This window comes from Actinomycetospora sp. C-140 (assembly GCF_054796175.1).
Genome location: NZ_JBTWNF010000022.1, coordinates 86,048 through 111,276 on the forward strand (window position 1 = coordinate 86,048; position 25,229 = coordinate 111,276).

Sequence of the window (25,229 nt, forward strand, 5' to 3'; positions counted from 1 at the left end):
GACCGGTGGGCACTCGGGTCTTCCGGCGCGCCGCGCGCCTGGCTCCCCCCGAGGTGCCGTCCGGGGAGATCCACCTCGAGGCCCCGCCGGAGATCCCCTGCGCGGTGCCGACGTCGCCCCTGCTGCGGCTGTTGCCGCTGCTCATGGTGGTGGGCTCCCTCGGCTTCATCGTGGTCATCGGCGTCGACAACCCGACCTCGTGGCTGTTCGGCGGGATGTTCGCGCTCTCCACGCTCGGCATGGTCGCGGGCGGCGCGACGCGCGGCGGCGGGCAGCGGCGCGCGGAGGCCGACGAGGACCGCAAGGACTACCTGCGCTACCTCGCGCAGATGCGGCGGCGGGCCCGCGAGACCGCCGCCGACCAGCGTCGCGCCCTCGAGTGGAGCCACCCCGACCCGTCGGCGCTCGTGGGCCTCGCCCGCGGCCCGCGGATGTGGGAGCGCCGGCCCGCCGACGCGGACTTCGCCCACGTGCGCGTGGGGCGGGGCTCGCAGCGCCTCGCCACCGGCCTCGTCCCGCCGCAGACCGGCCCCGTCGACGACCTCGAGCCCGTCGCGACCGTCGCCCTGCGCCGGTTCGTGCGCACCCACTCGATCGTCCCGGACCTGCCGACGGCGGTCTCCCTGCGCGCCTTCGCGTCCGTCGGCGTCACCGGCGCCGACACCGCGGCGCGACGCGGGCTCGTCCGCGCGCTCGTCGCGCAGCTCGTGACGTTCCACAGCCCGGACGACCTGGTGGTCGCGGTCGCCGCGACCGGGCCCGCCCGGGCGGCGTGGGAGTGGGTCAAGTGGCTGCCGCACGTGGCGCACCCCCGGCTGTCCGACGGGGCGGGGCCGGTCCGGATGGTGGCGTCCTCGCTGGCCGCGGTCGAGTCGTGGCTCGCCCCGGAGCTCGCGGGGCGCGGCCGGTTCACCCGCGGCGCGGCGCCGGCCGCCGACACCCGGCACGTCGTGGTCGTGCTCGAGGACGCCGAGGTCACGCTCGGCGAGCAGATCGTGCTCGCCGAGGGCCTCGCGGGCGTCACCGTCGTCGACCTCTCCGACGCCCTCGGCACGCTGACCTCCCGGCGCGGGCTGGGGCTCGTGCTCGAGCCGGGTGAGGGCGGGGAAGCGGGCCGCATCGGGGCGGTCGGCCGGCAGGGCGTCGAGTGGTTCGGGCGTCCCGACACCCTCGGCGCGGCCGAGGCCGAGGCGCTCGCGCGCCGCCTGGCGCCGTGCCGCACCCCGGCCGTCGCCGCCGGCGACGACGAGCCGCTGCTGACCAGCCCCGGGATCCTCGAGCTGCTCGGGGTCGACGGCGAGCCGGACACCTTCGACGTCGCCGCCGCGTGGCGGCCGCGCCCCGTGCGCGACCGCCTGCGCGTGCCGTTCGCGGTGTCGGCCGACGGCGAGCCGGTGGAGCTCGACATCAAGGAGGCCGCGCAGGAGGGCATGGGCCCGCACGGGCTCTGCGTCGGCGCGACCGGGTCGGGCAAGTCGGAGCTGCTGCGCACGCTCGTGCTCGGACTGATCACGACGCACTCGTCCGAGGCGCTCAACCTCGTGCTCGTCGACTTCAAGGGCGGCGCGACGTTCGCGGGTCTCGCCGACGCCCCGCACGTCGCGGCGGTGATCACCAACCTCGCCGACGACCTGGGCCTCGTCGACCGGATGCAGGACGCGCTGGCCGGGGAGATGCAGCGCCGCCAGGAGAAGCTCCGGGCGGCCGGCAACCTCGCGAACGTCACGGAGTACGAGCGCCGCCGGGAGAACGGGGCGGCGCTCGAGCCGCTGCCGACGCTGTTCGTCGTCGTCGACGAGTTCTCCGAGCTGCTGAGCCAGAAGCCCGACTTCGCGGAGCTGTTCGTGGCGATCGGGCGGCTCGGCCGGTCGTTGCAGATGCACCTGCTGCTGGCCTCGCAGCGCCTCGAGGAGGGCCGCCTGCGCGGGCTGGACTCGCACCTGTCGTACCGGATCGGGCTCAAGACGTTCTCGGCGGCCGACTCCCGCGCGGTCCTCGGCGTGCCCGACGCCGCGGAGCTGCCGCCGGTCCCGGGCTCCGGGTACCTCAAGGTCGAGTCGTCGACGATGACGCGGTTCAAGGCCGGCTACGTGTCCGCGCCGTACCGGGCCGCGGAGCGCGTCGCGCCCGACCCCTCGCCGCTGCCGCGCGAGATGCGCCCGCGGCCGTTCACCGCGCACTGGGTCGAGCCGGCGGCGCCGACGGTGCTCGACGCGGCGCCCGACGGTGACGGGCGGCCCGGCCCGCCGGCCGTGATCGGTCCCCACGGCCCGTCCGTGCCGCGCGGGGCCGGGGGCACGCCCTCGGTGCTCGACGTCGTCGTCGAACGGCTGCGCGGGCAGGGCCCGCCCGCGCACGAGGTGTGGCTGCCGCCGCTGGCCGACCCGGCGACGCTGGACGCGCTGCTGCCGCCGCTGTCCGCGACCGCCGACCGCGGCCTCACCGCCGCGGGCTTCCCGGCCAACGGGGAGCTCGCGGTGCCGGTGGGGATCGTCGACCGGCCCTACGACCAGCGCCGCGACGTGCTGTGGGCCGAGCTCGCGGGCGCCGCGGGGCACGTCGTGGTGGCGGGCGGCCCGCAGTCGGGCAAGTCGACGCTGCTGCGCACGCTGGTGGCGTCGGCGGCGGTGACCCACACCCCCGCCGAGGTGCAGTTCTACGCGGTCGACCTCGGCGGCGGCACGCTCGCGGGGCTCGCGGGCCTCCCGCACGTCGGCGCCGTCGCGGGCCGGGGCGAGCCGGACCTGGTGCGCCGCACCGTCGCCGAGGTCGCGGGCCTGCTCGCGGGCCGCGAGCGGTGGTTCCGCGAGGCCGGGGTGGAGTCGATGGCCGATCTGCGGGCCCGGCGTCGCCGCGGGGAGCTGGCGCCCGGCACCGGCGGCAGCGACATGCTCGGCGACGTCTTCCTCGTCGTCGACGGCTGGCACGCGTTCCGCAGCGAGCACGAGCAGCTCGAGCAGTCGGTGATCTCGCTGGCGACCGGCGGCCTGTCGTACGGCGTGCACGTCGTCATCGCGGCCAGCCGCTGGGCGGAGCTGCGGCCGGCGCTCAAGGACCTCCTCGGCACCCGGTTCGAGCTGCGTCTCGGCGACCCGTCGGAGTCCGAGGTCGACCGCCGGGTCGCCGCGCTCGTGCCGGCGGGCCGCCCGGGTCGCGGGCTGTCGCCGGAGAAGCTGCACGTGCTCACCGCGCTCCCGCGCCTCGACGGGGTCGCCGACACCACCGACCTCGGGCGCGCCACCGGCGAGCTCGTCGCGCGCGTGGCCGCGGCGTGGGGCGGCACCGGCGCGCCCCGGGTGCGTCTGCTGCCCGAACGGGTCGGGGTGGAGTCGCTGCCCGGCCCCGAGGACGGCCCGCCGCACCTGCTGCCGCTGGGGCTGTCGGAGGACCGGCTCGCGCCCGTGCTGCTCGACGTGGCCGCCGACCCGCACTTCGTCTGCTACGCCGACGCCGAGTCGGGCAAGACCGCGCTGCTGCGGGGCCTGGCCCACCAGATCGTCGCCCGCTACCGGCCCGACCAGGCGCGGCTCGTCGTCGTCGACTATCGGCGCTCCCTGCTCGGGGCCGTCGCGAGCGAGCACCTCATCTCCTACACGTCCTCGGCGCCCGCGCTGACCCGCGCACTCGGCGAGCTCGTCGAGTCGCTGCAGCGCCGCCTGCCCGGCCCGGACGTCACCCCGGAGCAGCTGCGGGCCCGGTCGTGGTGGACCGGTCCCGACGTCTTCGTGCTCGTCGACGACTACGACCTCGTCGCCGGGGCGGGCACCAACCCGCTGGCCGTGCTGCTCGACCTGCTCCCGCAGGCGCGGGACGTCGGCCTGCACCTGCTCGTCGCCCGGCGGACGGGCGGGGCGTCCCGCGCGATGTTCGAGCCGGTGCTGGCCCGGCTGCGCGAGCTGAGCTCACCCGGGATCGTCATGAGCGGCAGCCGCGACGAGGGCGTGCTGCTGGGCACCGTGCGACCCGGCCCGCAGCCGCCCGGACGCGGCTGGCTCGTCGGCCGGCGCCAGGGGGAGCGCCTCGTACAGGTCGGGTGGCGTGCCCCCGACCCGCCCATCACCGCCCCGGCCGGTGCCGATCCCGCGGACGCCGACGAGCCGTGAGCGACGCACCGGCGGTCGCGATCGACCTGGGGGTCACGACGGTGGCCGCCGCGGTCGACGTCGCGCCGCCCGTCCCGGACATCCAGGTCGACCCCGCGGACCTGCCGGTCGACCTCGCCGCGGTGTTCGCGCCCGCGGACGGGACCGGGCTGGTCGCGGGCGCCGCCGCCCGCCGGCTCGCGCCCACGGACCCGTCGCGCTACGAGCCGACCCCGCTCCTGCGGGTCGACGAGCCCGACCTGCTGCTCGGCACGCGCGTGGTCGGGGTGGCCGAGGCCTGGGGTGCGGTGCTCACCGGCGTCCTGGCGCGCGCCGGGCCCCTGCTGCGGGGCGGGCGCCCGCGCCACCTCGTCCTGACCCACCCGGCCGGCTGGGACGCGGGACGCCGCGAGGTGCTGCGCCGGGCCGGGTCCGGTCTCGCCGAGGAGCTGACGCTGCTGCCCGAGCCCGTCGCCGTCGCCGCCTACGCGGGGTGGATGCGCCCGGCGTCGTCGGGGTCCCCGGGCCGGTCGCTCGCCGTGCTCGACCTCGGCGCCCGCGGCGCGGCGGCCGCCGTGCTCGCCCCGGCCCCGGGACGCTGCGGCGGCGCCCGGCTGCTCGCCCGGCGCGAGGACGGCCGCTTCGGGGGCGACGACGCCGACGAGCTGCTGCTGGGGCACCTGCTGACCACGCTGTCGGACGACCCGTTCACCGCCGACCCCGAGGAACGCCGCGAGGCGGACCGGATCCGCGAGGTCGTCGCCGCCACCACGCTCGCCGACCGCCGCCACCGCCAGGTGCTGCTCGACGACGTGCGCGCCGCCAAGGAGCAGCTCTCCGACGCCGAGCAGGCCGCGGTGCCGCTCCCCGGGCGCACGACCGCGGCGTGGCTGTCGCGCGGCGAGCTCACCGAGGTGCTCCGCCCGTCGCTGCGCGGCGTGGTCGACCTGCTCGCCGACACCCTCGCCGACGCGGGCGCCGGGCCCGAGCACCTCGACGGCGTGTGGCTCACCGGCGGCGGCGCCCGCATCCCGCTGCTCGCCGCGCTCGTGCACCGCGAGCTGGGCGTGCCGGCCACCGTGGCGCCGGATCCGCGGCTGGTCGTCGCCCACGGCGCGCTGGTCGCGGCGCGCGAGGACGAGACGAACCGGCGCGGGGAGGCCGTCGGCGCGGCGACGGGATCCCGTGACGGGGGCGTCCTCGCGGCGGGTGCCGCGTCGGGTGGGGCGTCGGGTGCCGGGGTGGGCGCCGCGCTGGGCGCCGCGGCGGGCCTCGCGGCCGGGACGGCGGCGTGGTCGCGGCCCGCCGGCCCGCTCCTCGACCCGCCGACGGCTCCGCTGCCGCCCGTCGCCCGGGCCGGGGGGATCCCGGCCGCGGAGATCACCGATGCGGAGATCACCGACGCGGAGCTCACCGACGCGGAGCTCACCGACGCGGAGCTCACCGAGGACCTCGGCGAGCCCGACGACACCCCGGCCTGGCTGACGCCCACGGCGCCGGGATCGCAGGCGCTGCTCCCGGTGCGGCGGGTCGGGCGGCCCGACCGCGATGCCGAGGACGACACGGAGGTCCGCGGCGCCGAGCCCGCCCGTCTGCCGGCCCGCCGCCCCCGCGCGCCGTCGCCCGCCCGCGGCCGGGTCGGCGTCGGGGCGGTCGTCGTGGCGCTGCTGGCGGTGGTCGCGCTCGTGACCGGCGTGGTGCTCGGCGCCCGCGCGCTGCGCGGCCCGGCCGGGACGCCGACCGTCGTCGGCGGCCAGACCTTCGTCGCGCCGCTGGGCTGGGTCGCCGCGGGCGGCGACGCCGCGGCCCGCCGGGTCCTGCTGCGTCCCCAGGGGGCCCCGCGCGGCACCGACCTCGTCGCCGTCCAGGAGAACCCGCTCGATCCCGCGGCCGCCGCGGACCCGGACCGGGCCCGCGCGCAGCTCGCCTCCCAGTACGAGGCCGCCCGCGCCGCCGGGGACCCCGTGTCCGGCTACGAGCCGCAGGCCGAGCTCGGCGGGCGCGACGTCGCCCGCTACCGCCAGGATCCGGCGCCGGGGGTCCGGGTCGACTGGTTCGTCGTGCTGTCGCCGCCGTCGATGGTCAGCGTCGGCTGCCGCCACGGCACCGACGACGCGGACGCCCGGCGGGTGCTGGCGGCCTGCTCGCAGGTGGTGGAGACGCTCGAGCCCGCCGGCTGACGAGCCGTCCCGCGAGTTCTCCCGAACGGCCACCACGCCGCGCGGTCGGCCGTCATGCTCGATCCGCACCGAGCACACGAGGGAGCGACGCATGACCGGTCAGTTCGGCACCGAGACCGACGCGATGCTGGGCGTCGCCCACCGCATCCAGGACATCAAGCAGGGCATGGCGGGCCACATGGGCACGCTGCAGTCGCAGCTCGCGCCGCTGGCCGGGACCTGGCGGGGTCAGGGCTCGGCGGCGTTCCAGCAGCTGATGGTGCGGTGGAACGAGGACGCGACGCGCATCAACACCGCGCTCGACGAGATCGCGGCGAAGGTCGGCCGGTCCGGGCGCACCTACGCCGCCTCGGACGAGGACAACCGGCAGGCGTTCGCCCAGCTCGGCGGCACCGACGGCGCGGGGGCGACGGGTGGGGCGCCGCCCGCGACGCCGCCCTCCGGCGGCCTCGGCCAGTACCTCTAGCGCACGGGAACGGAGTCACCATGAGCGAGATCCGGGTGTCGTTCGGCGAGATCGACGGAGCGCAGGCGAGCATCGCCCGCGGCGCGTCGGCGATCGAGCAGGAACTGGCCGACCTCGACGGCGCGATCGCCCAGCTCAGCGTCTGGGACGGTGCCGCCTCCGACTTCTACCGGCAGCGCCAGCAGCAGATCCGCACGTCGTGGGAGGACATGAAGGCCCTCCTCGCGCAGATCGGGACGCGGACGGGAGCGGTCAACGCGAACTACCAGAACACCGAGAACCAGGTGCGGAACATGTTCGGCTGAGGCCCGAGGGGGTGGTCGAGGTGCGGGGGGAGGGGACGCGTACCCTGGAGGATCGTTGCGCGGTGTACGCCCGCGCCCGCTCGACCAGCGTTTGACCCCACCGGCCCTGTGCCGAACCGCCCAGCCGTCCGTGACGAGGTAGCTTCCGTGCGCACGTTCAGTCCGAAGCCAGGCGACATCGATCGCGCCTGGCACGTCATCGACGCGTCCGACGTCGTCCTCGGGCGCCTGGCCAGCCAGAGCGCCACGCTGCTGCGGGGCAAGCACAAGCCCACGTACGCGCCGCACGTCGACACCGGTGACTTCGTGATCATCGTGAACGCGGAGAAGATCGCCCTCACCGGGAGCAAGCGCGACGACCGCTTCGTCTACCACCACAGTGGCTACCCGGGCGGGCTGAAGGCCCGCACGGTGGGCGAGGAGCTCGAGCGCTTCCCCGCGCGACTGGTCGAGAAGGCCATCAAGGGCATGCTCCCGAAGAACCGGCTGGGCCGGGCCATGGGCAGCAAGCTCAAGGTCTACGCGGGCCCCGAGCACCCCCACGCCGCGCAGAAGCCGGTGCCGTACGAGATTCGACAGGTGAGCCAGTGACCAGCCCCGACGACTCCACCGACCTGCCCGAGGTCGCCGACAACGACGCCGCGCAGACGCTGGCGGAAGCCGCGGACCTGCCCGAGGGCGCCGTCGGCGGCACCCCGGTCTCCGCCACGGACGACCCGGGCACCGAGGACGGCGCCGAGGTCCTCGCCGACGTCGAGGTGGGCGAGACCGAGGACGACGCCGAGACGGACGCCGACACGGACGCCGACGCCGACGTCTTCGGCGACACCGCCCCCGCGCCGGTGTTCGCCGCCATCGACCGCCCCGTGCAGACCGTGGGCCGTCGCAAGGAGGCGATCGTGCGCGTGCGCCTCGTCTCCGGCACCGGGCGCATCGTGTGCAACAAGAAGGCGTTCGAGGAGTACTTCCCGAACAAGGTGCACCAGCAGCTCATCCGCGAGCCGCTGGTCACCACCGAGCGCACCGAGCAGTTCGACGTCCACGCCACCCTCACCGGCGGCGGCACGTCGGGCCAGGCGGGCGCTCTGCGCCTCGCCCTCGCCCGGGCCCTCACCGAGGTCGACCCGGACGACCGTCCGGGCCTCAAGAAGGCCGGCTTCCTCACCCGCGACGCGCGGGCGACGGAGCGCAAGAAGTACGGCCTGAAGAAGGCCCGGAAGGCGCCCCAGTACTCGAAGCGCTGATGGGGAGCTCGGGAGGCGCAGCGGAGCGGAGCCCGACCCATCGACTCTTCGGCACCGACGGTGTCCGGGGCCTCGCCAACGCCGACCTCTCGCCCGAGCTGGCGACCGCGGTGTCCGCGGCGGCCGCGGGTGTGCTCGCCGAGCACGCCCGCGCCGGGGGGCGACGGGGGGCGACCACGCGTCCGGTCGCGGTCGTCGGGCGCGACCCCCGCGCGAGCGGCGAGATGCTCGAGGCGGCGGTCACCGCCGGGCTCAGCGCGGCCGGGGCGGACGTGCTGCGCGTCGGTGTCCTGCCGACGCCCGCCGTGGCGTTCCTGACCGGGGAGTTCGACGCCGACCTCGGCGTCATGATCTCCGCGTCGCACAACCCGATGCCCGACAACGGCATCAAGCTCTTCGCCGCCGGCGGGCACAAGCTGCCCGACGCGGTCGAGGACGAGATCGAGGCGCACGTGCGCGCCGCCGACAGCGGGGCGCCGGTCGGCGCCACCGCCCGGCCCACCGGCCGCGACATCGGCCGGGTGCGCGACGTCCCCGACGCTCTCGAGCGCTACGTCGCCCACCTCGCCGGCGCCACGCCGACCCCGCTGCGGGGCCTGCACGTCGTCGTCGACTGCGCGCACGGCGCCGCCTCGGCGGCGGCCCCGCGGGCCTACGCCGCGGCCGGGGCGCGGGTCACGCCCCTGCACGCCGAGCCCGACGGCTGGAACATCAACGACGGCGTCGGCTCCACGCACATGGACGCGCTCGCCCGTGCCGTCGTCGAGCACGGCGCGGACCTCGGCATCGCCCACGACGGCGACGCCGACCGCTGCCTCGCGGTGGCCGGCGACGGCAGCGTCGTCGACGGCGACCAGATCCTCGCGATCCTCGCGCTCGACCTCCTGGAGCGCGGCGAGCTCGCCGACGGCACGCTCGTCGTCACCGTCATGAGCAACCTCGGGCTCCACCTCGCCATGGACGCGGCCGGGGTCTCGCTGCGCACGACGGCCGTGGGCGACCGCTACGTCCTCGAGGAGCTGCGGGCCGGCGGTTTCTCCCTGGGCGGTGAGCAGTCCGGGCACGTCGTGCTCCCGGGCCACGCCACCACCGGCGACGGCCTGCTCACCGCGCTGCGCCTCATGGCCCGGATCGCGCAGAGCGGGCGGACGCTCGGCGAGCTCGCCGGGGTCATGACCCGGCTCCCGCAGGTGCTGGTCAACGTGCCCGTGGTCGACAAGACCGCCGTCGGCGCGTCCCCCGAGGTCACCGACGCGGTGGCCGAGGCCGAGGCCGAGCTCGCGGGCCGGGGCCGGGTGCTCCTGCGCCCGTCCGGCACCGAACAGCTCGTGCGGGTCATGGTCGAGGCCCCGACCCAGGAGATCGCGGGCGAGGTCGCCGACCGCCTCGCCGGGCTGGTGTCCGCCGTCCGCTGAGACGGTCCCGGAGACGGATCGGCTGCGCTGTGCGACCGGTCCGCGACGCCGAGTGGCGACGCCGGTGACGGCGGGCGCCGCCACGGTGCCGATCGCCGTATCCGGTCGTGGCGGTACCGGGTTCCGGCCCCCGGTCCCACCGCCAGGCGTTAACCTGACGGTGGTCCCGCGGTCCCGACGCCACGTCGGCCCACCGGCCGGCCGGGGGCGGGACGAGGACGTCGGTGGGTGCCCCGCGCCAGCGCGGGCCGGATGCGGAGGACGCGGATGGACTCGTTCCCGCCCGCCCGCGGCGCCGCCCCGATCGACGACATCCTCGCTGGTGTCGACGCCGACGACGACCTCGCCGACGAGGCCGAGGGCGCTCCGGCCGACCTCCCCGAGGTCGTCGAGGCCGTCACGGGCCGCGCCCGCGACCTGCACCGTCTCGCCGACCGGCTCAGCGGCGGCCCGGGCGGGGCGCCGGGCGAGGAGCCCGGCGACGGCACGCTCTCGGCGGTGGCCCTGCTCCGCGCGCACGCCGGCGAGGTCGACGCCCTCGCCGAGCACCTCGCGGCCGCCGGGGCCGAGCAGCCGGGCGCCTCGCCCGCCGGGCCCGCCGGGCCCGGCTCCGGCCCCCGCCCCGGCCCGCGCAGCCTCGGGTGACCGGGCCCGACCGCCCGCTCCGGCTCGTCCCCGCGGCCGGTCCGGTCGACGTCGCGGGACCGCCCCGCGCCGCCCTCCTCGCCGCCGTCGACGCCGCGGTCGGCCTCCTCACCGGCGGGCTGTCGCGCTGGGCCGCGCTGCCGCCGCGCTGGCGCGGCGTCCCGTCGGGTCCGGACACCGACCCCGCGACGGTCGCGCGCGCCGGGGCCGACGCCCGCGACCTCCCCGACCCCGCGGCGCTCGCCGGGCAGGCCGAGGCGCTGCGCGAGGCCGTCACGCTGGTGCGCCGCCAGCACATCGACACCGCCGAGGACCTCGGGCCGCTGTGGGACACGTGGGCCGGGCCGTCCGCCGACGCCGTGCAGCAGCGGGTGTCCGCGCTCGCGCGGTCCGCGCACGGGCTGGTCGCCGAGCTCGGGGACACCGCCGACGTCTTCGAGGCCGCCGCGGGGCAGGTGGCCGCCGCGGTCCGGGACCTCGCGGCCGGTGCCGCCGCGGTCCGCCCGGCCGACCCCGTGGGCGGGCTGCACCCGGCCCGGGTCGACGCGATGCTGGCCGCGGTGCGCACCGACCCGTCGGTGGAGCGGCCGCTGCGGGCGTGGGCCGCCGACCTCGAGGAACGGCTGGCGGTGTTCCTGGCGGCCGCGCGGCGCAGCCGGACGGCCGGGCGCGAGGCCGGGGCGCGGGTCCGCGAGCGCCTCGCCGCCGGCAGCGCGTCCGGGGAGGCCGTCAGGCGGAGTGGACCTCGGTCCCCTTGACCGCGCCGTCGAACGCCGCGGCGTAGCGGGAGTCGCCGCCGAGCCGGTGCAGCAGGAAGCCGGTCAGCAGCGCGCGCACCAGCGTGCGCGTCGCGGGCTCGCCCTTGCCGTCGAGCAGGACGTCGGACCAGTGCCGGCCCTCGAGCAGCCCCAGGTGGGTGGCCTTCTTCACCGTGCGCAGCGACGACTCGCCCGCCCAGGCCTTGTCGAGCAGCTCCGCGCCGGCGCCGGGCGGCGAGACGAGGTCCTTGCCGAAGCCGAGGTGCATGCCGGGCAGGTGCACGGCGCGGGCCGCCTCGACCGCCGAGGGCCGCGTGTCGGTGACCGCGATCGTCGCGACCGCCTGCAGCGCGACGCCGTGACCGACCTCCCAGTACGGCTCGCCGACCGCCTGCACGCGGGTGTCCGTGGCCGGCACCGCCGCGGCGAGCACGGCCGACCCGGCGCCCATCCCGTGCCCGGCGACGCCGAGCTTTCCGGGGTCGACGCTGACCGCCGCGCCGCGGGCCGTGCCGCCGAGGCGCACCCCGGAGCAGATGCCGAGCCCGGTGCGCAGGTCGTGGGCGAGGGCGCGGTGGGACCCGAAGGGGCCGCGCTGGGTGTCCGGCGCGGCCGCGACGATGCCCCAGGACGCCAGGTGGCGCAGCAGGCCGAGGTAGCGGGCGGCGGGCTGGAGCCAGTCGTGCGCGAACGCCACGGCGGGCAGGCCGGTGCCCGTCTGCGGGGCGAACACGACGCCCGGCAGGCCCACCAGGGCGAGCTCACCGCGCAGCACCGGGTACGGGCCGGGCTTCGACAGCTCGGCGACCAGCGCCTTCGGCGCCAGGGCCTTGCCGGGGATCACGCTCGCCATGGCCCGGGAACCTAGCGGAGGCGCACCGTCGCAGCCCGTCGTGACCCGCCCCGTCCTGTCCTCCGGATGGCGGGCGGCCGGGGGGCCGGAGCGGTCTCGTTACCCTGAGGCCCGTGTGCGGCATCGTGGGATACGTCGGTTGGCGTCCGGCCCAGGAGGTCCTCGTCAACGGACTGCGGCGCCTGGAGTACCGGGGATACGACTCCGCCGGGGTCGCCGTGGTGGACGGCAAGGGCGGTCTCGAGGTGCACCGCGCGGCCGGTCCGCTCGACAACCTCGTCGCCGTGCTCCCGGACGACGGGGTGGCGGGGACCACCGGGATGGGTCACACGCGGTGGGCCACTCACGGGCCGCCGACCGACCGCAACGCCCACCCCCACACCGACGCCACCGGCCGGGCCGCGGTCGTCCACAACGGGATCATCGAGAACTTCGCCGCGCTGCGGGCCGAGCTCGAGGCCGAGGGCGTCGAGCTGACCAGCGACACCGACACCGAGGTCGCGGCGCACCTCCTGGCCCGGGCCTACGCCGCCGATCCGGACGCCGGGCTGACCGCGGCCGTGCGGGCGGTCGTCGCCCGCCTCCAGGGCGCGTTCACGCTCGTCTTCACCCACGCCGAGCGCCCCGACGAGATCGTCGCCGCGCGCCGCTCGTCGCCCCTGGTCGTCGGCGTCGGGCAGGGCGAGATGTTCGTGGCCTCGGACGTGGCCGCGTTCATCGACCACACCCGCGACGCCGTGGAGCTCGGGCAGGACCAGATCGTCACCCTGACGCCCGAGGGCGCGGTGGTCACCGACTTCCACGGCGAGACCGCGAAGACCCGTCCCTTCCACGTCGACTGGGACATCGAGGCCGCCGAGAAGGGCGGCCACGACTTCTTCATGCTCAAGGAGATCGAGGAGCAGCCGACCGCGCTGGCGGACACCCTGCGCGGGCACCTCGTCGACGGGCGGGTCGTGCTCGACGAGCAGCGCCTGTCCGACCAGGAGCTCCGCGACATCGACAAGGTGTTCGTCGTCGCCTGCGGCACCGCGTACCACGCGGGCCTGCTCGCCAAGTACGCGATCGAGCACTGGTGCCGCATCCCGGTCGAGGTCGAGGTGGCCAGCGAGTTCCGCTACCGCGACCCGGTGCTCGACCGCTCGACGCTCGTCGTGGCGATCTCCCAGTCCGGCGAGACCGCGGACACGCTCGAGGCGGTGCGGCACGCCCGCGAGCAGAAGGCGCGCGTGCTGGCGATCTGCAACACCAACGGCGCCCAGATCCCGCGCGAGTCCGACGCGGTGCTCTACACCCACGCCGGCCCGGAGGTCGGGGTCGCGGCGACGAAGACGTTCACCGCGCAGGTGATCGCCTGCTATCTCGTGGGTCTGGCCCTGGCGCAGACCTTCGGCACGAAGTACGCCGACGAGGTGGCGCGCGAGTACGCCGAGCTGGAGTCGAGCACCGAGGCGGTGGCGCGGGTGCTCGAGGCGGTCGTCGAGCCGACCCGGGCGCTCGCGCGCGACCTCGCGCAGTCCAAGGCGGTGCTGTTCCTCGGGCGCCACGTCGGCTTCCCGGTGGCCCTCGAGGGCGCGCTCAAGCTCAAAGAGCTCGCCTACATGCACGCCGAGGGCTTCGCGGCGGGCGAGCTCAAGCACGGCCCGATCGCGCTGATCGAGCAGGACCTCCCGGTGGTCGTCGTCATGCCCTCGCCCAAGGGGCGGGCGATCCTGCACCAGAAGCTGCTCTCCAACATCCGCGAGATCCAGGCTCGCGGGGCCCGCACGATCGTCGTGGCGGAGGAGGGCGACGAGACCGTGCGGCCGTTCGCCGAGCACCTCATCGAGGTGCCGTCGGTGTCGACGCTGATCCAGCCCCTGGTCGCCAGCGTCCCGCTGCAGGTCTTCGCCGCCGAGGTCGCCCGCTCCCGCGGTTACGACGTCGACAAGCCCCGCAACCTCGCGAAGTCGGTCACGGTCGAGTAGGTGGGTATGTGAGCGAACTTTGGGGCTATGGCCCCAAAGTTCGCTCACATACGACGGAGGAGGTAGCCGGGTGTACGGCGTCTGGACGCCCGAGCAGGTGCGGGCCGCCGAGGAGCCCGTGCTGGCGCGGACGCCGGAGGGCGCGCTCATGCGCCGCGCGGCCCGCGGCGTCGCCCAGGTCGCGCTGGCGGAGCTGGAGCGCTGCACGGGCGGGGTCGCCGGGCGCCGGGTCGTGGTCCTGGCCGGCGCGGGCAACAACGGCGGTGACGGGCTCTGGGCCGGCTACGAGCTGCGCCGCCGCGGCGTCGCGGTCACCGCGGTGCTGCTGAGCCCCGACCGCGCCCACCCCGCCGGCCTCGCCGCGCTGCGCAAGCAGAAGGGCCGGGTCCTCACCGACGTCGAGCAGGGCGTCGTCGCCGTCGAGCACGCCGACCTCGTGCTCGACGCGATCGTCGGCACCGGCGCGCGCGGTGGGCTGCGCCCCGAGGCGGCCACGCTCGCGGACGCGGCGGCGACGGCCGGCGTCCCGGTCCTCGCCGTCGACACCCCGAGCGGCGTCGACCCCCTGACCGGCGTCCCCGGCGACGACGCCGTGACCGCCGCGGCCACCGTCACCTTCGGCGCCCGCAAGCCCGTCCACGTCCTCGCCGCGCCCGCGTGCGGCCCCGTGACGCTGATCGACATCGGGCTGGGGCCCGAGCTGCCGGCGCCGCCGATCCGCGTGCTGCGCGCCGCCGACGTCGGCCGGCGCTGGCCCGTGCCGGGCCCCGGCGACGACAAGTACACCCAGGGCGTGGTCGGGATCGCGGCCGGCTCGCGGACCTACCCGGGCGCCGCGGTGCTGGCCAGCGGCGCCGCGGCCCTGGCCACCTCCGGCATGGTCCGCTACGCGGGCAGCGCCGCCGACGAGGTGCGGGCGGCGTGGCCCGAGGTCGTCGCCACCGACACCGTCGGCGAGGCCGGCCGCGTGCAGGCCTGGGTCGTCGGGCCGGGGCTGGGCACCGACGACGCCGGCGCCGCCACGCTCGCGGAGGTCCTCGAGGCCGGCCTGCCGGTGCTCGCCGACGCCGACGCGGTGACGCTGCTCGGGCGGCACGCGGAACTGCGCGAGAAGGCCGCCGGCGCCCCAGTGCTCATCACGCCGCACGCCGGCGAGTTCGCGCGCGTCGCCGAGCTCACCGACGACCGCGTCGACTCCGCCCGGCGCGCCGCCGCCGACCTCGGCGTCACCGTGCTGCTCAAGGGCAACGCCACGGTCGTCGCCGCCCCGGACGGCCGCGTGCTCGTGCACCCCGCGGGCAGCGCCTGGCTCGCGACGGCGGGCTCGGGCGACGTGCTCTCGGGGGTCGCCGGCGCGCTGCTCGCCGCCGGCCTCGAGCCCTGGTGGGCCGGCGGCTGCGCGGCGTTCGTCCACGCGCGGGCCGCCGACATCGGGGCGGGCGCGGCCGACGGGCCCGGTGCGCCGGTGCCGGCGTCGCTCGTGCAGCACGCCCTGCCACGGGCGATCCGGGAGGTCAGACGATGACGAGACCCCGCGCCGAGGCCCACGTCGACCACGACGCGCTGGCCCACAACGTCGGCCTGCTCGCCGGGCTCGCCCGCGCCTCCGGGGCGGCGACCATGGCCGTGGTCAAGGCCGACGGCTACGGCCACGGCGCCGTCGACGTCGCGCGCACCGCCCTCGCGTCCGGCGCCACCTGGCTCGGCGTCTGCACGCTGGACGAGGCCGCCGAGCTGCGCGCCGCCGGCGTGCGGGCGCCCGTGCTGTCGTGGCTGCACCTGCCCGACGAGGACTTCGCGCCCGCCGTGGCCGACGAGGTCGACCTCGGGGTGTCGTCGCGCGCCGAGCTCGACGGCGTCGCCGCCGGGGCCCGGCGGGCCGGGCGCCCCGCGCGCGTCCATCTCAAGATCGACACGGGTCTCAGCCGCAACGGCTGCCCGCCCGCGGCGTGGGGCGACCTGCTCGCCGCCGTGGAGGACGCGCGCGCCGCGGGCGACGTCGAGGTGGCCGCCGTCTGGTCACACCTCGCGCACGCCGACGCGCCCGAGCACCCGACGATCGACGTCCAGGCCAAGCGCCTCGACGACGCCTGGCGGGCGGCGGCCGAGACCCTCGGCGGCCCGCGACCGTGGCGCCACCTCGCCAACTCCGCGGCCACCCTCACCCGTCCGGACCTGCACCTCGACCTCGTCCGGCCCGGGATCGCGGTCTACGGGCTCGACCCGCTCGACGCCCCGGACCGTCACGGACTGCGTCCGGTGATGACGTTCCGCACGCAGGTCGCGCTGGTCAAACGCGTCGCCGCGGGAGAGGGTGTCTCGTACGGTCACGAGTGGACCGCACCCGACGACCGGGTACTGGCCCTCGTGCCGACGGGATACGCCGACGGCGTGCCGCGACGGCTCGGAGGGACGATGACGGTGCAGCTCGCCGGTCGACGCCGACCGGTCGTGGGCCGCGTGTGCATGGACCAGGTGGTCGTCGATCTCGGTCCGGCCGACGGTCCCACCGACGAGACCGCTCCCGCGGTCGCCCCCGGTGACGAGGTCGTGCTGTTCGGGCCGGGCGAGGACGGCGAGCCCACGGCGTCCGAGTGGGCGGGCTGGCTCGACACCATCCACTACGAGGTCGTGACCGGTGTGGGCTGCCGGCCCCGGGTGACGCGGACCCGGTCGTGACCGAGAACAGGGAGCACCGCATCTCGCCCGGCGGCGTCGCGGGCGCCGTCGCCGGCGCCGTGCTCGGCGGGGCGGCCGCGGCGGGCGCGGTCGGCGCGGGCCGGGCCCGCTCCCGCATCCTGCGCCAGCGCGAGCGGCTCTCCGAGGAGGAGAAGGCCCATCCCTCGCAGCTGGGGCTGCTGCCGCCCGGGCGCGAGTCGTCCGTGGCGGCCGACGACGGTGTCCGGCTCTCGGTCGAGGAGATCCCGCCCGTCACCCCGGGGGCGAAGCCGGAGCTGACCGTGGTCCTGGTCCACGGGTTCGCCCTGGACCGCAGGTGCTGGCACTTCCAGCGCCGCATGCTCTCCGAGCTCACCGAGCCCGCGGTGCGCACCGTCGTCTACGATCAGCGCCGCCACGGCCGGTCCGCGCAGGCGCCCGCGCGGTCGTGCACGATCGCCCAGCTCGGGGCCGACCTCGACGCGATCCTGCGGGCCGTGGTGCCCGAGGGACCGGTCGTGCTCGTCGGGCACTCCATGGGCGGCATGACGATCATGGCGCTCGCCGAGCGCAACCCCCGGCTGTTCCGGGAGCGGGTCGCGGGGGTGGCGCTGGTCTGCACGTCGGCGGGCGACGTCATGGCCGGCGGCCTCAAGCAGGCGGTGCTGTCCCACCGCAACCCGACGGTCAACGTGCTCGGACGGATCGCGCACTGGCAGCCGGCGCTCGCGGACCGCGTGCGGCGCATGGGCAGCAACGTGATGTGGGCGTTCGTCCAGGGCCTCTCGTTCGGCGACCGCTCCACCGACCCGGCGCTGGTCGACCTCGTCGACCGGACGATCGCGGCGACCCCGCTGGACGCGCTGACGTCGTTCGCCAACACCCTGTCCACCCACGACCGCCGCGCGGCGCTCGCCGGGCTGTCCCAGTGCGAGGTGCTGGTCGCGGGCGGCACCCGCGACCGGATGATCCCCTACGAGCACTCCGAGCTGATCGCCGCGGAGATCCCGCACGCCGAGCTCGTGCCGCTCGAGGGCGCGGGACACATGGCCATGCTCGAGCAGCCCGGGGAGTTCGACGCGGCGCTGCTCGAGCTGCTGCGCCGCTGCACCCACCGCAGCCAGGTCCTGCGCCGCCTGCGTCCCGGCCGCTCGGCGGGCGGCGAGCGCCCCCGGCGCGGCCTGCGCCGTCCGCGCCGCCGGGCATGATCAGCCCCGTGCCGAGCCCCGTGTCGAGCCTCACCACCGACCGCCGCGTCACCCTGCCCACCGCCGCCGACACCGCCGCGCTCGGCCGCGGCATCGGGGCCAGGCTCGCCCCGGGCGACCTGGTCGTGCTCTCCGGTCCCCTCGGCGCCGGCAAGACGTGCCTCGCCGCCGGCATCGGGGAGGGCCTCGGCGTGGAGGGTCCGGTGACCTCCCCGACCTTCGTCATCGCCCGCGAGCACCCGCCGCTGCCCGCCGCGCTCGGCGGGCGCGGCGTGGTGCTCGTGCACGTCGACGCCTACCGGCTCGGCGTCGGCACGGCCGCCACCCCGGTCCCGGACGAGGTCGCGGCCCAGCTCGACGACCTCGACCTCGACACCGACCTGACCCGCGCCGCCGTCGTCGTCGAGTGGGGCGAGGGCGTGGCCGAGCACCTGGCCACCGAGCACCTGCTGGTGCGGCTGGACCGGTCCGGGGGCGACGAGGTGCGCGAGGCGCTGCTGCACGGCCCGGCGCGGCTCGTCGGCGGGGATCCGTAGGGTCGTCCCCGTGCTCGTGCTGGCCCTGGACACCGCCACCGCCCGCATCACCGCCGGCGTGGTGGAGCTCGGCGACGGCGCGGAGCCGCGCACCCTGGCCGCCCGCGACGGCGAGGGTGCCCGGGCGCACGCCGAGCTGCTGGCCCCGGCGATCGCCGACGCCCTCGCCGAGGCCGGTCGCACGCGCGCCGACCTCGACGCCGTCGTCGCGGGCGTCGGCCCCGGCCCGTTCACCGGCCTGCGCGTCGGGCTCGTGACCGCGGCCGCGATGGGTGACGCGCTGGGGATCCCGGTGCACGGCGTGCCCACCCACGACGCGCTCGCGGTCGGGACGGCGGGCGCCGTGCTCGTCGTGACCGACGCCCGCCGCCGCGAGGTGTACTGGAGCCTGCTGACCGACGGCGTGCGCACCCACGGCCCCGAGGTCGTCCGCCCCGACGAGCTGGCCGCGCGGATCGGACCGGGCGGCGACCTCGCCGCCGAGGGCAGGGTCGAGGCCGTGCTGGGCGACGCCGCCGAGAAGGTCGGCGCGGCGCCCGCCACCCCCGGCCCGACGCCCGCCGGACTCGTCGCGGTGGCCGCGCCGGCGCTGCGGGCCGGCGACGTCCCCGGTCCGCTCGTGCCCCTCTACCTGCGGCGCCCCGACGCCGTCCCGCCCGGCGCCCCGAAGGCCGTCACCCGGGCCGCGCCGTGACCGCCCCGGACGCGGAGCGCAGCGGAGCCGGACGATCGATCCCCCGTGTCGCCCTCGACGCGCTCACCCCCGACGACGCCGAGCGGTGCGCCGAGCTCGAGGCGATCCTCTTCCCCGGGGACGACCCCTGGAGCGCGCGGGCCTTCCGGGAGGAGCTGCGGGCGGGGCACCGCTACGTGGCCGCCCGCGACGGCGACCGGCTGGTCGGCTACGGCGGCGTGGCGCTGCTGCCCGGGCGGCTCGGCCAGCAGGCGGAAGCCGAGATCCACACGATCGGCGTCGACCCGGCCCGGCAGGGGCACGGCATCGGGCGCGCCCTGCTCGACCGGCTGCTCGCCGCGGCCGACGGCATCGGCGCGACGACGTACCTCGAGGTCCGCACGGACAACGCACCGGCCCAGCGCCTGTACCGTGCGACCGGGTTCGAGGTCGTCGGCACCCGGCGGCGCTACTACGCCTCGGGCGCGGACGCGTACACGATGCGGCGTCACCCCGGCCCGGACCGGTCGGCCGACCCGCCCGTGACCGACCCTCGTTGATGCGTTGGCACTCTCGGCGCTAGAGTGCCAATCAGCACGGCATCGGAGCCGCCCCGGCACCCGCGACGACGGGGCGGACCCGCCGGTGTCGTGAAGCCGAGATCAGCGGAAATCGCTCCGACCCCAGACAGGTGGAGGTCACCGACGTGGCCAGCGTGAACATCAAGCCGCTCGAGGACAAGCTCGTGGTGGAGGCCAGCGAGGCCGAGACCACGACCGCGTCCGGCATCGTCATCCCGGACACGGCGAAGGAGAAGCCCCAGGAGGGCAAGGTCCTCGCCGTCGGCCCGGGTCGCGTGGACGACAACGGGAACCGCATCCCGCTCGACGTCGCCGTGGGCGACGTCGTCATCTTCTCGAAGTACGGCGGCACCGAGGTCAAGTACAACGGTCAGGACTACCTGATCCTCTCCTCCCGCGACGTGCTGGCGGTCGTCAACTAGGACCCCCGCGCACGACGACGATCGCCGCCCCGGTGGCCCCACGGGGCCCCGGGGCGGTGGCGTTCCGCGGGACAGGAAGGACTTCAGTGCCCAAGCAGATCACCTTCGACGAGACCGCTCGCCGCGCCCTCGAGCGCGGCGTCGACCAGCTGGCCGGTGCGGTCACGGTGACCCTCGGACCGCGAGGGCGCCACGTCGTGCTGGAGAAGAAGTTCGGTGGTCCGACGATCACCAACGACGGCGTCACCATCGCCCGCGAGATCGAGCTCGACGACCCGTTCGAGAACCTCGGTGCCCAGCTGGCGAAGAACGTCGCGACGAAGACCAACGACGTCGCCGGCGACGGCACCACGACGGCCACCGTGCTGGCCCAGGCCCTCGTCTCCGAGGGCCTGCGCAACCTCGCCGCGGGGGCGAACCCGACGGCGCTGGGCGCGGGCATGGTCGCCGCCACCGAGAAGGTCACCGAGGTCCTGCGCGCGAAGGCCACCCCGGTCGACGGGCGTCAGGGCATCGCCGCCGTCGGCGCGGTCGCCTCGCGCGACCAGACCATCGGCGACCTCATCGGCGAGGCCATGGAGAAGGTCGGCGAGGACGGCGTCATCACGGTCGAGGAGGCCTCGACCCTGGCGACCGAGCTCGAGGTGACCGAGGGCCTCCAGTTCGACAAGGGCTACATCTCGCCCTACTTCGTCACCGACAACGACTCGATGGAGGCGGTGCTCGAGGACACGCAGATCCTCCTGAACCGCGAGAAGATCAGCTCCATCCAGGACCTGCTCCCGCTGCTGGAGAAGGCCGTCGAGTCGGGCAAGCCGCTCCTCATCGTCGCCGAGGACGTCGAGGCCGAGGCCCTGTCGACCCTCGTGGTGAACTCGATCCGCAAGACGGTGAAGGTCGCCGCGGTGAAGGCCCCGTTCTTCGGCGACCGCCGCAAGGCGTTCCTGGACGACCTCGCGGCGGCCACCGGCGCGACGGTCATCAACCCCGAGGTCGGCATCAAGCTGTCCGAGGTCGGCACCGAGGTGCTCGGCACCGCGCGCCGCGCGGTGGTCACCAAGGACGCCACGACCCTCGTCGAGGGCGGCGGGCGCCGCGAGACGGTGGACGCCCGCATCGCCCAGATCCGGCGGGAGATCGAGGAGACCGACTCCGACTGGGACCGCGAGAAGCTCCAGGAGCGCCTCGCGAAGCTCTCGGGCGGCGTCGCCGTCATCAAGGTCGGCGCGGCCACCGAGACGGAGATGAAGGAGCGCAAGCACCGCATCGAGGACGCCATCGCCGCCACCCGCGCGGCGGTGGAGGAGGGCATCGTGCCCGGCGGGGGCAGCGCGCTGCTGCACGCCGCGGCCGAGCTCGACGGCAACCTCGGCCGCACCGGCGACGAGGCCACCGGCGTGGCCCTGGTCCGCCGGGCGCTCCAGGCGCCGCTGCGCGCCATCGCCCGCAACGCGGGTCTCGAGGGCGCCGTGGTCAGCGCCCGGGTCGCGGAGTCGGGCTGGGGCACCGGCTACGACGCCGCGAGCGAGACCTACGGCGACCTCATGGCCGCCGGGATCATCGACCCGGTCAAGGTGACGCGCTCCGCGCTGGAGAACGCCACCTCGATCGCGCGCATGGTCCTGACGACCGAGAGCGCCGTGGTCGACAAGCCCGAGGAGGAGGAGCCGGCCGCCGCGGCCGGGGGCCACGGGCACGGCCACGGGCACGGTCACTGAGGCCCTGCGGGCGTCGCCGGGCGGCTGATCGCCCGGACCCCGAGGACACGAACGGCGCTCTCGCTGCTTCCGGAGCAGCGGGGGCGCCGTTCGTTCGTCCAGGGGATGGAGGGAGGCGGCGCTACCGGCGGGGACGGCCCGTCGCGGCGGCCACGCGCTCGGACTCGGACATGCCGCCCCAGATGCCGTAGGGCTCGCCGGCCGCGATGGCGTGGCGACGGCAGGGCTCGACGACCGGACAGTTGCGGCAGACGGCCTTCGCGCGGCGCTCGCGGTGGGCCCGCGCGGGGCCCCGCTCGCCGTCCGGGTGGAAGAAGAACGCGCTGTCCATCCCCCGGCAGGCCCCGAGGCGCTGCCAGTCCCAGATGTCGGCGTTGGGTCCGGGAAGCCGGCGGACGTCCGCCATGCGCCACCTCCACTGCGTGCTGCGGTGGCCGTGACTCTGGGTACGCGCTGCTGCGCGCACCGCGACCACCGCGATGGACCCTATGGCGGTTGTGCACAAGGCGTCCAGGGCATGCGACGTGCGCCATCCCGCATCCTCCGTCGCACCGTTCGGCGCGTCGGGTGTCCCCCTACATGTCGGGGTGCTTGCCGATTCGGCTCCGATCCGTGATCATTCCCCGCACGCGGAGTACACACCGGTGTCGCCGGACGGTCGTATCCGGTGGATCTCCGGTCGTCACCGTAGGGTCGCCCGGACGTTGAACAGGGGGAGTGTCACCACATCCGGACGGTTGCCGCTCGCGCGGTCACCGTCCGGCGCCGACCGGCCGTGGAGGACCTCGGCCATCGGGGCGTGGACGTCACTGCGCCTGTCGTGAGGAGAGCGCATGAACCGGCACGTCGAGCGGGGTCTCGACCGCGGACGCGAGCCGGGTGCTGCGCGTGCGACCGAAAACGTCGCCGACGGCGGGTCAAGCTCGCCGGTCCGTACGCCGATGGGGGAGAGTGCTCGCTCATCAGCTGCAGGGTCGCTGCAGAAAGGAGCTCCCGTGACCACGGTGCTGATCTGCGACGATCGTCGCAGCGTCCGTGAAGGCCTCACCAGGGTGATGTCCGCGGTCCCGGGTGTCCACCGCATCGACTGCGTCGCCCACGGGGACGAGCTGCTCACGCGCTTCTCGCGGCAGACCGTCGACGTGGTCCTGGTCGGCACCCAGCGCGCGGTGCCGACCGGTGTCGAGGCCACCCGGCGTCTCGTCGCGGCCCACCCGCAGGCCAACGTCATCGTCTTCGGCGCGCCCGACGACTCCGGCAGCATCGCCGCGGCGATCGCCGGGGGCGCCCGCGGCTACCTGCGCTGGGACGCCTCCCGCCCCGAGCTCGTCGCCGCCCTCGCCCACACGCTGGCCAGCACCTCGGTGCCCGCGCCGCGCACGCCGGCCGACTCGGGGGTCCAGCTCACCGAGCGCGAGCTCCAGGTGCTGCGCGGGATGGCGCAGGGCAAGAGCAACGGCCAGATCGGCCGCGAGCTCTACCTCTCCGAGGACACCGTCAAGACGCACGCCCGACGCCTCTTCCGCAAGCTGGGCGTGCGCGACCGGGCGCAGGCCGTGGCGCACGGTTTCCGACGGGGCCTGGTCTCCTGACCGCGTACCGGAACGACGGCCGTCCGGGGGACCCCGCCGGCACCACCCGCGGCATGCCGGCCGCCGACGACGTCCCCACGCCCGTCCTGGGCATCCCGCGCGCGGTCCATCGCGCGGCGGACCGCTGGCGTGCGCCAGATCGGGCGAACACATTGCGCCCCGCGCCGGGCCCCGGGCCCGCCCGCTACGCTGACCCGACCATGCCGGCCCCCGGTCCCCTCACCTCGACCGGGATGTCGGACCGTCCGGCGGTGCCCCCGACGCCGATGCGCGCCGCGGAGCCACCGCCCCGCGTAACGCCGGGGCCACGTGGAGCGATGACTGACGCAGGGAACGACCTCGAGGGACTGGTGGCCGCCGCCAACGACGGCGACCGCTCAGCCCTCAACCGCGTTCTCGCGATCATCCGGCCGCTGGTCGTGCGGTACTGCCGCGCGCGCATCGGCCGGCAGGAACGGTCGTCGGTCTCGGCCGACGACGTGGCCCAGGAGGTGTGCTTGGCCGTGCTCACCGCGCTGCCGGGATACCGCGACCAGGGCCGTCCGTTCCTCGCCTTCGTCTACGGCATCGCGGCCCACAAGGTCGTCGACGCGCACCGCTCGGTCGCGCGCAGCCGGTCCGAACCCGTCGAGGAGCTCCCCGAGGAGCTCGATCCCCGGGACGGACCCGAGCAGCGTGCACTCAACGGAGCGCTGTCCGTCCAGATGGGTCAACTGCTCGACACGCTGCCGCCCAAACAGAGGGAAATCCTCGTGCTGCGTGTCGTCGTTGGACTGTCGGCGGAGGAAACCGCGGAAGCGGTCGAGTCCACTCCCGGTGCGGTGCGGGTGGCCCAACACCGGGCGTTGTCAAAGTTGCGGACCGCGGTGTCCGCGATCTCGGAAGAGGTGAGTTGAGTGGGCGGCCACCGGGCGTCGGGCGGGTCCGAGGGAGACCTCGTCGACGGCCCCGTCGACCTCGCGGCGGTCCGGGCGGATGACGCCCTGATCGACGCGCTCGCCGGCGGAGCCGGCGCAGCGGGTGACACCGACGGCTACGGCTTCGGCGGCACCGACGACGACCGTCTCGCCGCGATCCTCGCGGCCTGGCGCGCCGACATCGAGGCCGATCCGATGCCCGAGCTCGTGACGCTCGACGAGGCGGCCGACGCCGTCGCGGCCGGCCACGAGAGCCGGGACCGGCTGCGCACGCGCGCCCGTCGACGCATGCCCTTCGCCATCGCCGCCGTCGCCGCGGCCGTCGCCTGCGCGGGGCTGACGGTCGCCGTCCACGGCGCCATGCCCGGCGACACCCTGTGGGGCGTCTCCAAGGTCTTCTTCTCCGAGCGCGCCCAGGGCGTGGAGCGGGTGGAGGAGGTCCGGAGCCGCATCGACGCGGCCAACGGCGCCCTCGCCCGCGGCGACACGCAGGCCGCCCGCAACGAGCTGGCCAAGGCGAACATCGCCATCCCGCAGGTGGCGCCGGAGCAGCGGGCTCCGCTCATCACCGAGCGCGACCGCGTGCAGACGTCGCTGTCCAACGACCCGTCGCCGTCCACCCGCGAGCCCTCCGGGAGCTCGTCGGAGCCGACGTCGGAGGCCCCGGCCTCGGGCGGCCAGTCCGCGGATCCGACGACCCCGAGCCAGGAGACGCCGGCCCCGCAGCAGACGGCTCAGGACCCGGCGTCGACACCGGCGCCCGAGCAGGCGCCCGGAGACCCGACCACCCGCGGTGCCGACGACCCGCCGCCCCCGAGCAGCGGGACGACCACCAACGGGATGTCCTCCAGCCCCGGCTCGACGACGCCGACCGGCTGACCCACCCCGAACGCCGAACGGCCCGGCCCCCATGAGGGACCGGGCCGTTCGTCTGTCTCGCGCTGTGACCCGCCTCCGGCGCCGCAGCTCCGCTGCGCTCCGTGCGGCAGGCACCCGCCTCCGGCGCCGC

Annotated in this window: 23 protein-coding genes; 21 read left to right on the forward strand and 2 right to left on the reverse strand. The window is 76.4% G+C overall.

The genetic code is table 11. The features are described from left to right. The first annotated feature begins 5 nt into the window (after window positions 1-5). The 9 genes from eccCa (at window position 6) to ACR9E3_RS28405 (ending at window position 11,095) form a co-directional block, all read left to right on the forward strand. Entirely contained in the window at window positions 6-4,103 is a 4,098-nt protein-coding gene (gene eccCa, locus ACR9E3_RS28365; RefSeq protein ID WP_460384186.1) for a type VII secretion protein EccCa, read from the forward strand. Continuing rightward, window positions 4,100-6,262 (forward strand): type VII secretion-associated protein, encoded by a 2,163-nt coding sequence (locus tag ACR9E3_RS28370; RefSeq protein WP_460384187.1) that lies wholly within the window; start codon window positions 4,100-4,102, stop codon window positions 6,260-6,262. Before eccCa ends, ACR9E3_RS28370 begins: the two co-directional genes overlap by 4 nt. A gap of 91 nt (window positions 6,263-6,353) precedes the next feature. Continuing rightward, window positions 6,354-6,728 (forward strand): WXG100 family type VII secretion target, encoded by a 375-nt coding sequence (locus ACR9E3_RS28375; protein ID WP_460384188.1) that lies wholly within the window; start codon window positions 6,354-6,356, stop codon window positions 6,726-6,728. Between the two features lie 20 nt (window positions 6,729-6,748). Continuing rightward, the gene (locus ACR9E3_RS28380) at window positions 6,749-7,033 is read left to right on the forward strand and encodes a WXG100 family type VII secretion target (RefSeq protein ID WP_460384189.1); all 285 of its coding nucleotides are present in this window, start codon (window positions 6,749-6,751) and stop codon (window positions 7,031-7,033) included. 147 nt (window positions 7,034-7,180) lie between these two features. Continuing rightward, a complete protein-coding gene (gene rplM / locus ACR9E3_RS28385; protein WP_274280628.1) occupies window positions 7,181-7,624 on the forward strand; it encodes a 50S ribosomal protein L13 in 444 nt (147 codons plus the stop codon). A 167-nt stretch (window positions 7,625-7,791) separates the two neighbouring features. Beyond that, a complete protein-coding gene (rpsI, locus tag ACR9E3_RS28390; RefSeq protein ID WP_460384215.1) occupies window positions 7,792-8,277 on the forward strand; it encodes a 30S ribosomal protein S9 in 486 nt (161 codons plus the stop codon). Next, complete coding sequence (gene glmM / locus ACR9E3_RS28395) at window positions 8,277-9,692, forward strand: phosphoglucosamine mutase (protein ID WP_460384191.1); 1,416 nt, start codon at window positions 8,277-8,279, stop codon at window positions 9,690-9,692. The genes rpsI and glmM overlap by 1 nt, the downstream gene beginning before the upstream one ends. A 267-nt stretch (window positions 9,693-9,959) precedes the next feature. Then, on the forward strand, window positions 9,960-10,337 hold the full coding sequence (locus tag ACR9E3_RS28400; protein ID WP_460384193.1) for a hypothetical protein: 378 nt from the start codon (window positions 9,960-9,962) through the stop codon (window positions 10,335-10,337). Continuing rightward, complete coding sequence (locus ACR9E3_RS28405; protein WP_460384194.1) at window positions 10,334-11,095, forward strand: hypothetical protein; 762 nt, start codon at window positions 10,334-10,336, stop codon at window positions 11,093-11,095. The genes ACR9E3_RS28400 and ACR9E3_RS28405 overlap by 4 nt, the downstream gene beginning before the upstream one ends. Here ACR9E3_RS28405 and ACR9E3_RS28410 read toward each other — a convergent pair. After that, complete coding sequence (locus ACR9E3_RS28410) at window positions 11,067-11,948, reverse strand: dienelactone hydrolase family protein (RefSeq protein WP_460384195.1); 882 nt, start codon at window positions 11,946-11,948, stop codon at window positions 11,067-11,069. The genes ACR9E3_RS28405 and ACR9E3_RS28410 overlap by 29 nt on opposite strands. A 113-nt stretch (window positions 11,949-12,061) precedes the next feature. Between ACR9E3_RS28410 and glmS the strand changes: the two genes are divergently transcribed. The 9 genes from glmS (at window position 12,062) to groL (ending at window position 21,711) form a co-directional block, all read left to right on the forward strand. After that, the gene (gene glmS, locus ACR9E3_RS28415; RefSeq protein WP_460384196.1) at window positions 12,062-13,915 is read left to right on the forward strand and encodes a glutamine--fructose-6-phosphate transaminase (isomerizing); all 1,854 of its coding nucleotides are present in this window, start codon (window positions 12,062-12,064) and stop codon (window positions 13,913-13,915) included. Window positions 13,916-13,985: 70 nt separating this feature from the next. Further along, a complete protein-coding gene (locus ACR9E3_RS28420; RefSeq protein ID WP_460384197.1) occupies window positions 13,986-15,440 on the forward strand; it encodes an NAD(P)H-hydrate dehydratase in 1,455 nt (484 codons plus the stop codon). Further along, complete coding sequence (gene alr / locus ACR9E3_RS28425; RefSeq protein ID WP_460384198.1) at window positions 15,437-16,594, forward strand: alanine racemase; 1,158 nt, start codon at window positions 15,437-15,439, stop codon at window positions 16,592-16,594. The genes ACR9E3_RS28420 and alr overlap by 4 nt, the downstream gene beginning before the upstream one ends. Then, entirely contained in the window at window positions 16,591-17,781 is a 1,191-nt protein-coding gene (locus tag ACR9E3_RS28430; RefSeq protein WP_460384199.1) for an alpha/beta fold hydrolase, read from the forward strand. Before alr ends, ACR9E3_RS28430 begins: the two co-directional genes overlap by 4 nt. Before the next feature lie 8 nt (window positions 17,782-17,789). Further along, a complete protein-coding gene (gene tsaE, locus ACR9E3_RS28435) occupies window positions 17,790-18,317 on the forward strand; it encodes a tRNA (adenosine(37)-N6)-threonylcarbamoyltransferase complex ATPase subunit type 1 TsaE (protein WP_460384200.1) in 528 nt (175 codons plus the stop codon). Window positions 18,318-18,327: 10 nt separating this feature from the next. After that, on the forward strand, window positions 18,328-19,011 hold the full coding sequence (gene tsaB / locus ACR9E3_RS28440) for a tRNA (adenosine(37)-N6)-threonylcarbamoyltransferase complex dimerization subunit type 1 TsaB (protein ID WP_460384201.1): 684 nt from the start codon (window positions 18,328-18,330) through the stop codon (window positions 19,009-19,011). After that, window positions 19,008-19,550, forward strand: a complete 543-nt coding sequence (rimI, locus tag ACR9E3_RS28445; protein ID WP_460384202.1) for a ribosomal protein S18-alanine N-acetyltransferase — start codon at window positions 19,008-19,010, stop codon at window positions 19,548-19,550. The genes tsaB and rimI overlap by 4 nt, the downstream gene beginning before the upstream one ends. 131 nt (window positions 19,551-19,681) lie before the next feature. Further along, on the forward strand, window positions 19,682-19,993 hold the full coding sequence (gene groES, locus ACR9E3_RS28450) for a co-chaperone GroES (protein WP_285648663.1): 312 nt from the start codon (window positions 19,682-19,684) through the stop codon (window positions 19,991-19,993). A gap of 86 nt (window positions 19,994-20,079) precedes the next feature. Further along, the gene (gene groL, locus ACR9E3_RS28455) at window positions 20,080-21,711 is read left to right on the forward strand and encodes a chaperonin GroEL (protein ID WP_460384204.1); all 1,632 of its coding nucleotides are present in this window, start codon (window positions 20,080-20,082) and stop codon (window positions 21,709-21,711) included. A 121-nt stretch (window positions 21,712-21,832) separates the two neighbouring features. Here the strand turns inward: groL and ACR9E3_RS28460 are convergent, their stop codons facing one another. Continuing rightward, on the reverse strand, window positions 21,833-22,117 hold the full coding sequence (locus ACR9E3_RS28460; protein WP_460384205.1) for a WhiB family transcriptional regulator: 285 nt from the start codon (window positions 22,115-22,117) through the stop codon (window positions 21,833-21,835). Window positions 22,118-22,706: 589 nt separating this feature from the next. Between ACR9E3_RS28460 and ACR9E3_RS28465 the strand changes: the two genes are divergently transcribed. From ACR9E3_RS28465 to ACR9E3_RS28475, 3 genes are all read left to right on the forward strand, one after another. Next, window positions 22,707-23,303, forward strand: a complete 597-nt coding sequence (locus ACR9E3_RS28465) for a response regulator transcription factor (protein WP_116709579.1) — start codon at window positions 22,707-22,709, stop codon at window positions 23,301-23,303. A 317-nt stretch (window positions 23,304-23,620) separates the two neighbouring features. Then, a complete protein-coding gene (locus ACR9E3_RS28470) occupies window positions 23,621-24,199 on the forward strand; it encodes a sigma-70 family RNA polymerase sigma factor (protein WP_285648660.1) in 579 nt (192 codons plus the stop codon). Then, on the forward strand, window positions 24,200-25,099 hold the full coding sequence (locus tag ACR9E3_RS28475; protein ID WP_460384207.1) for an anti-sigma-D factor RsdA: 900 nt from the start codon (window positions 24,200-24,202) through the stop codon (window positions 25,097-25,099). Window positions 25,100-25,229 lie beyond the last annotated feature (130 nt).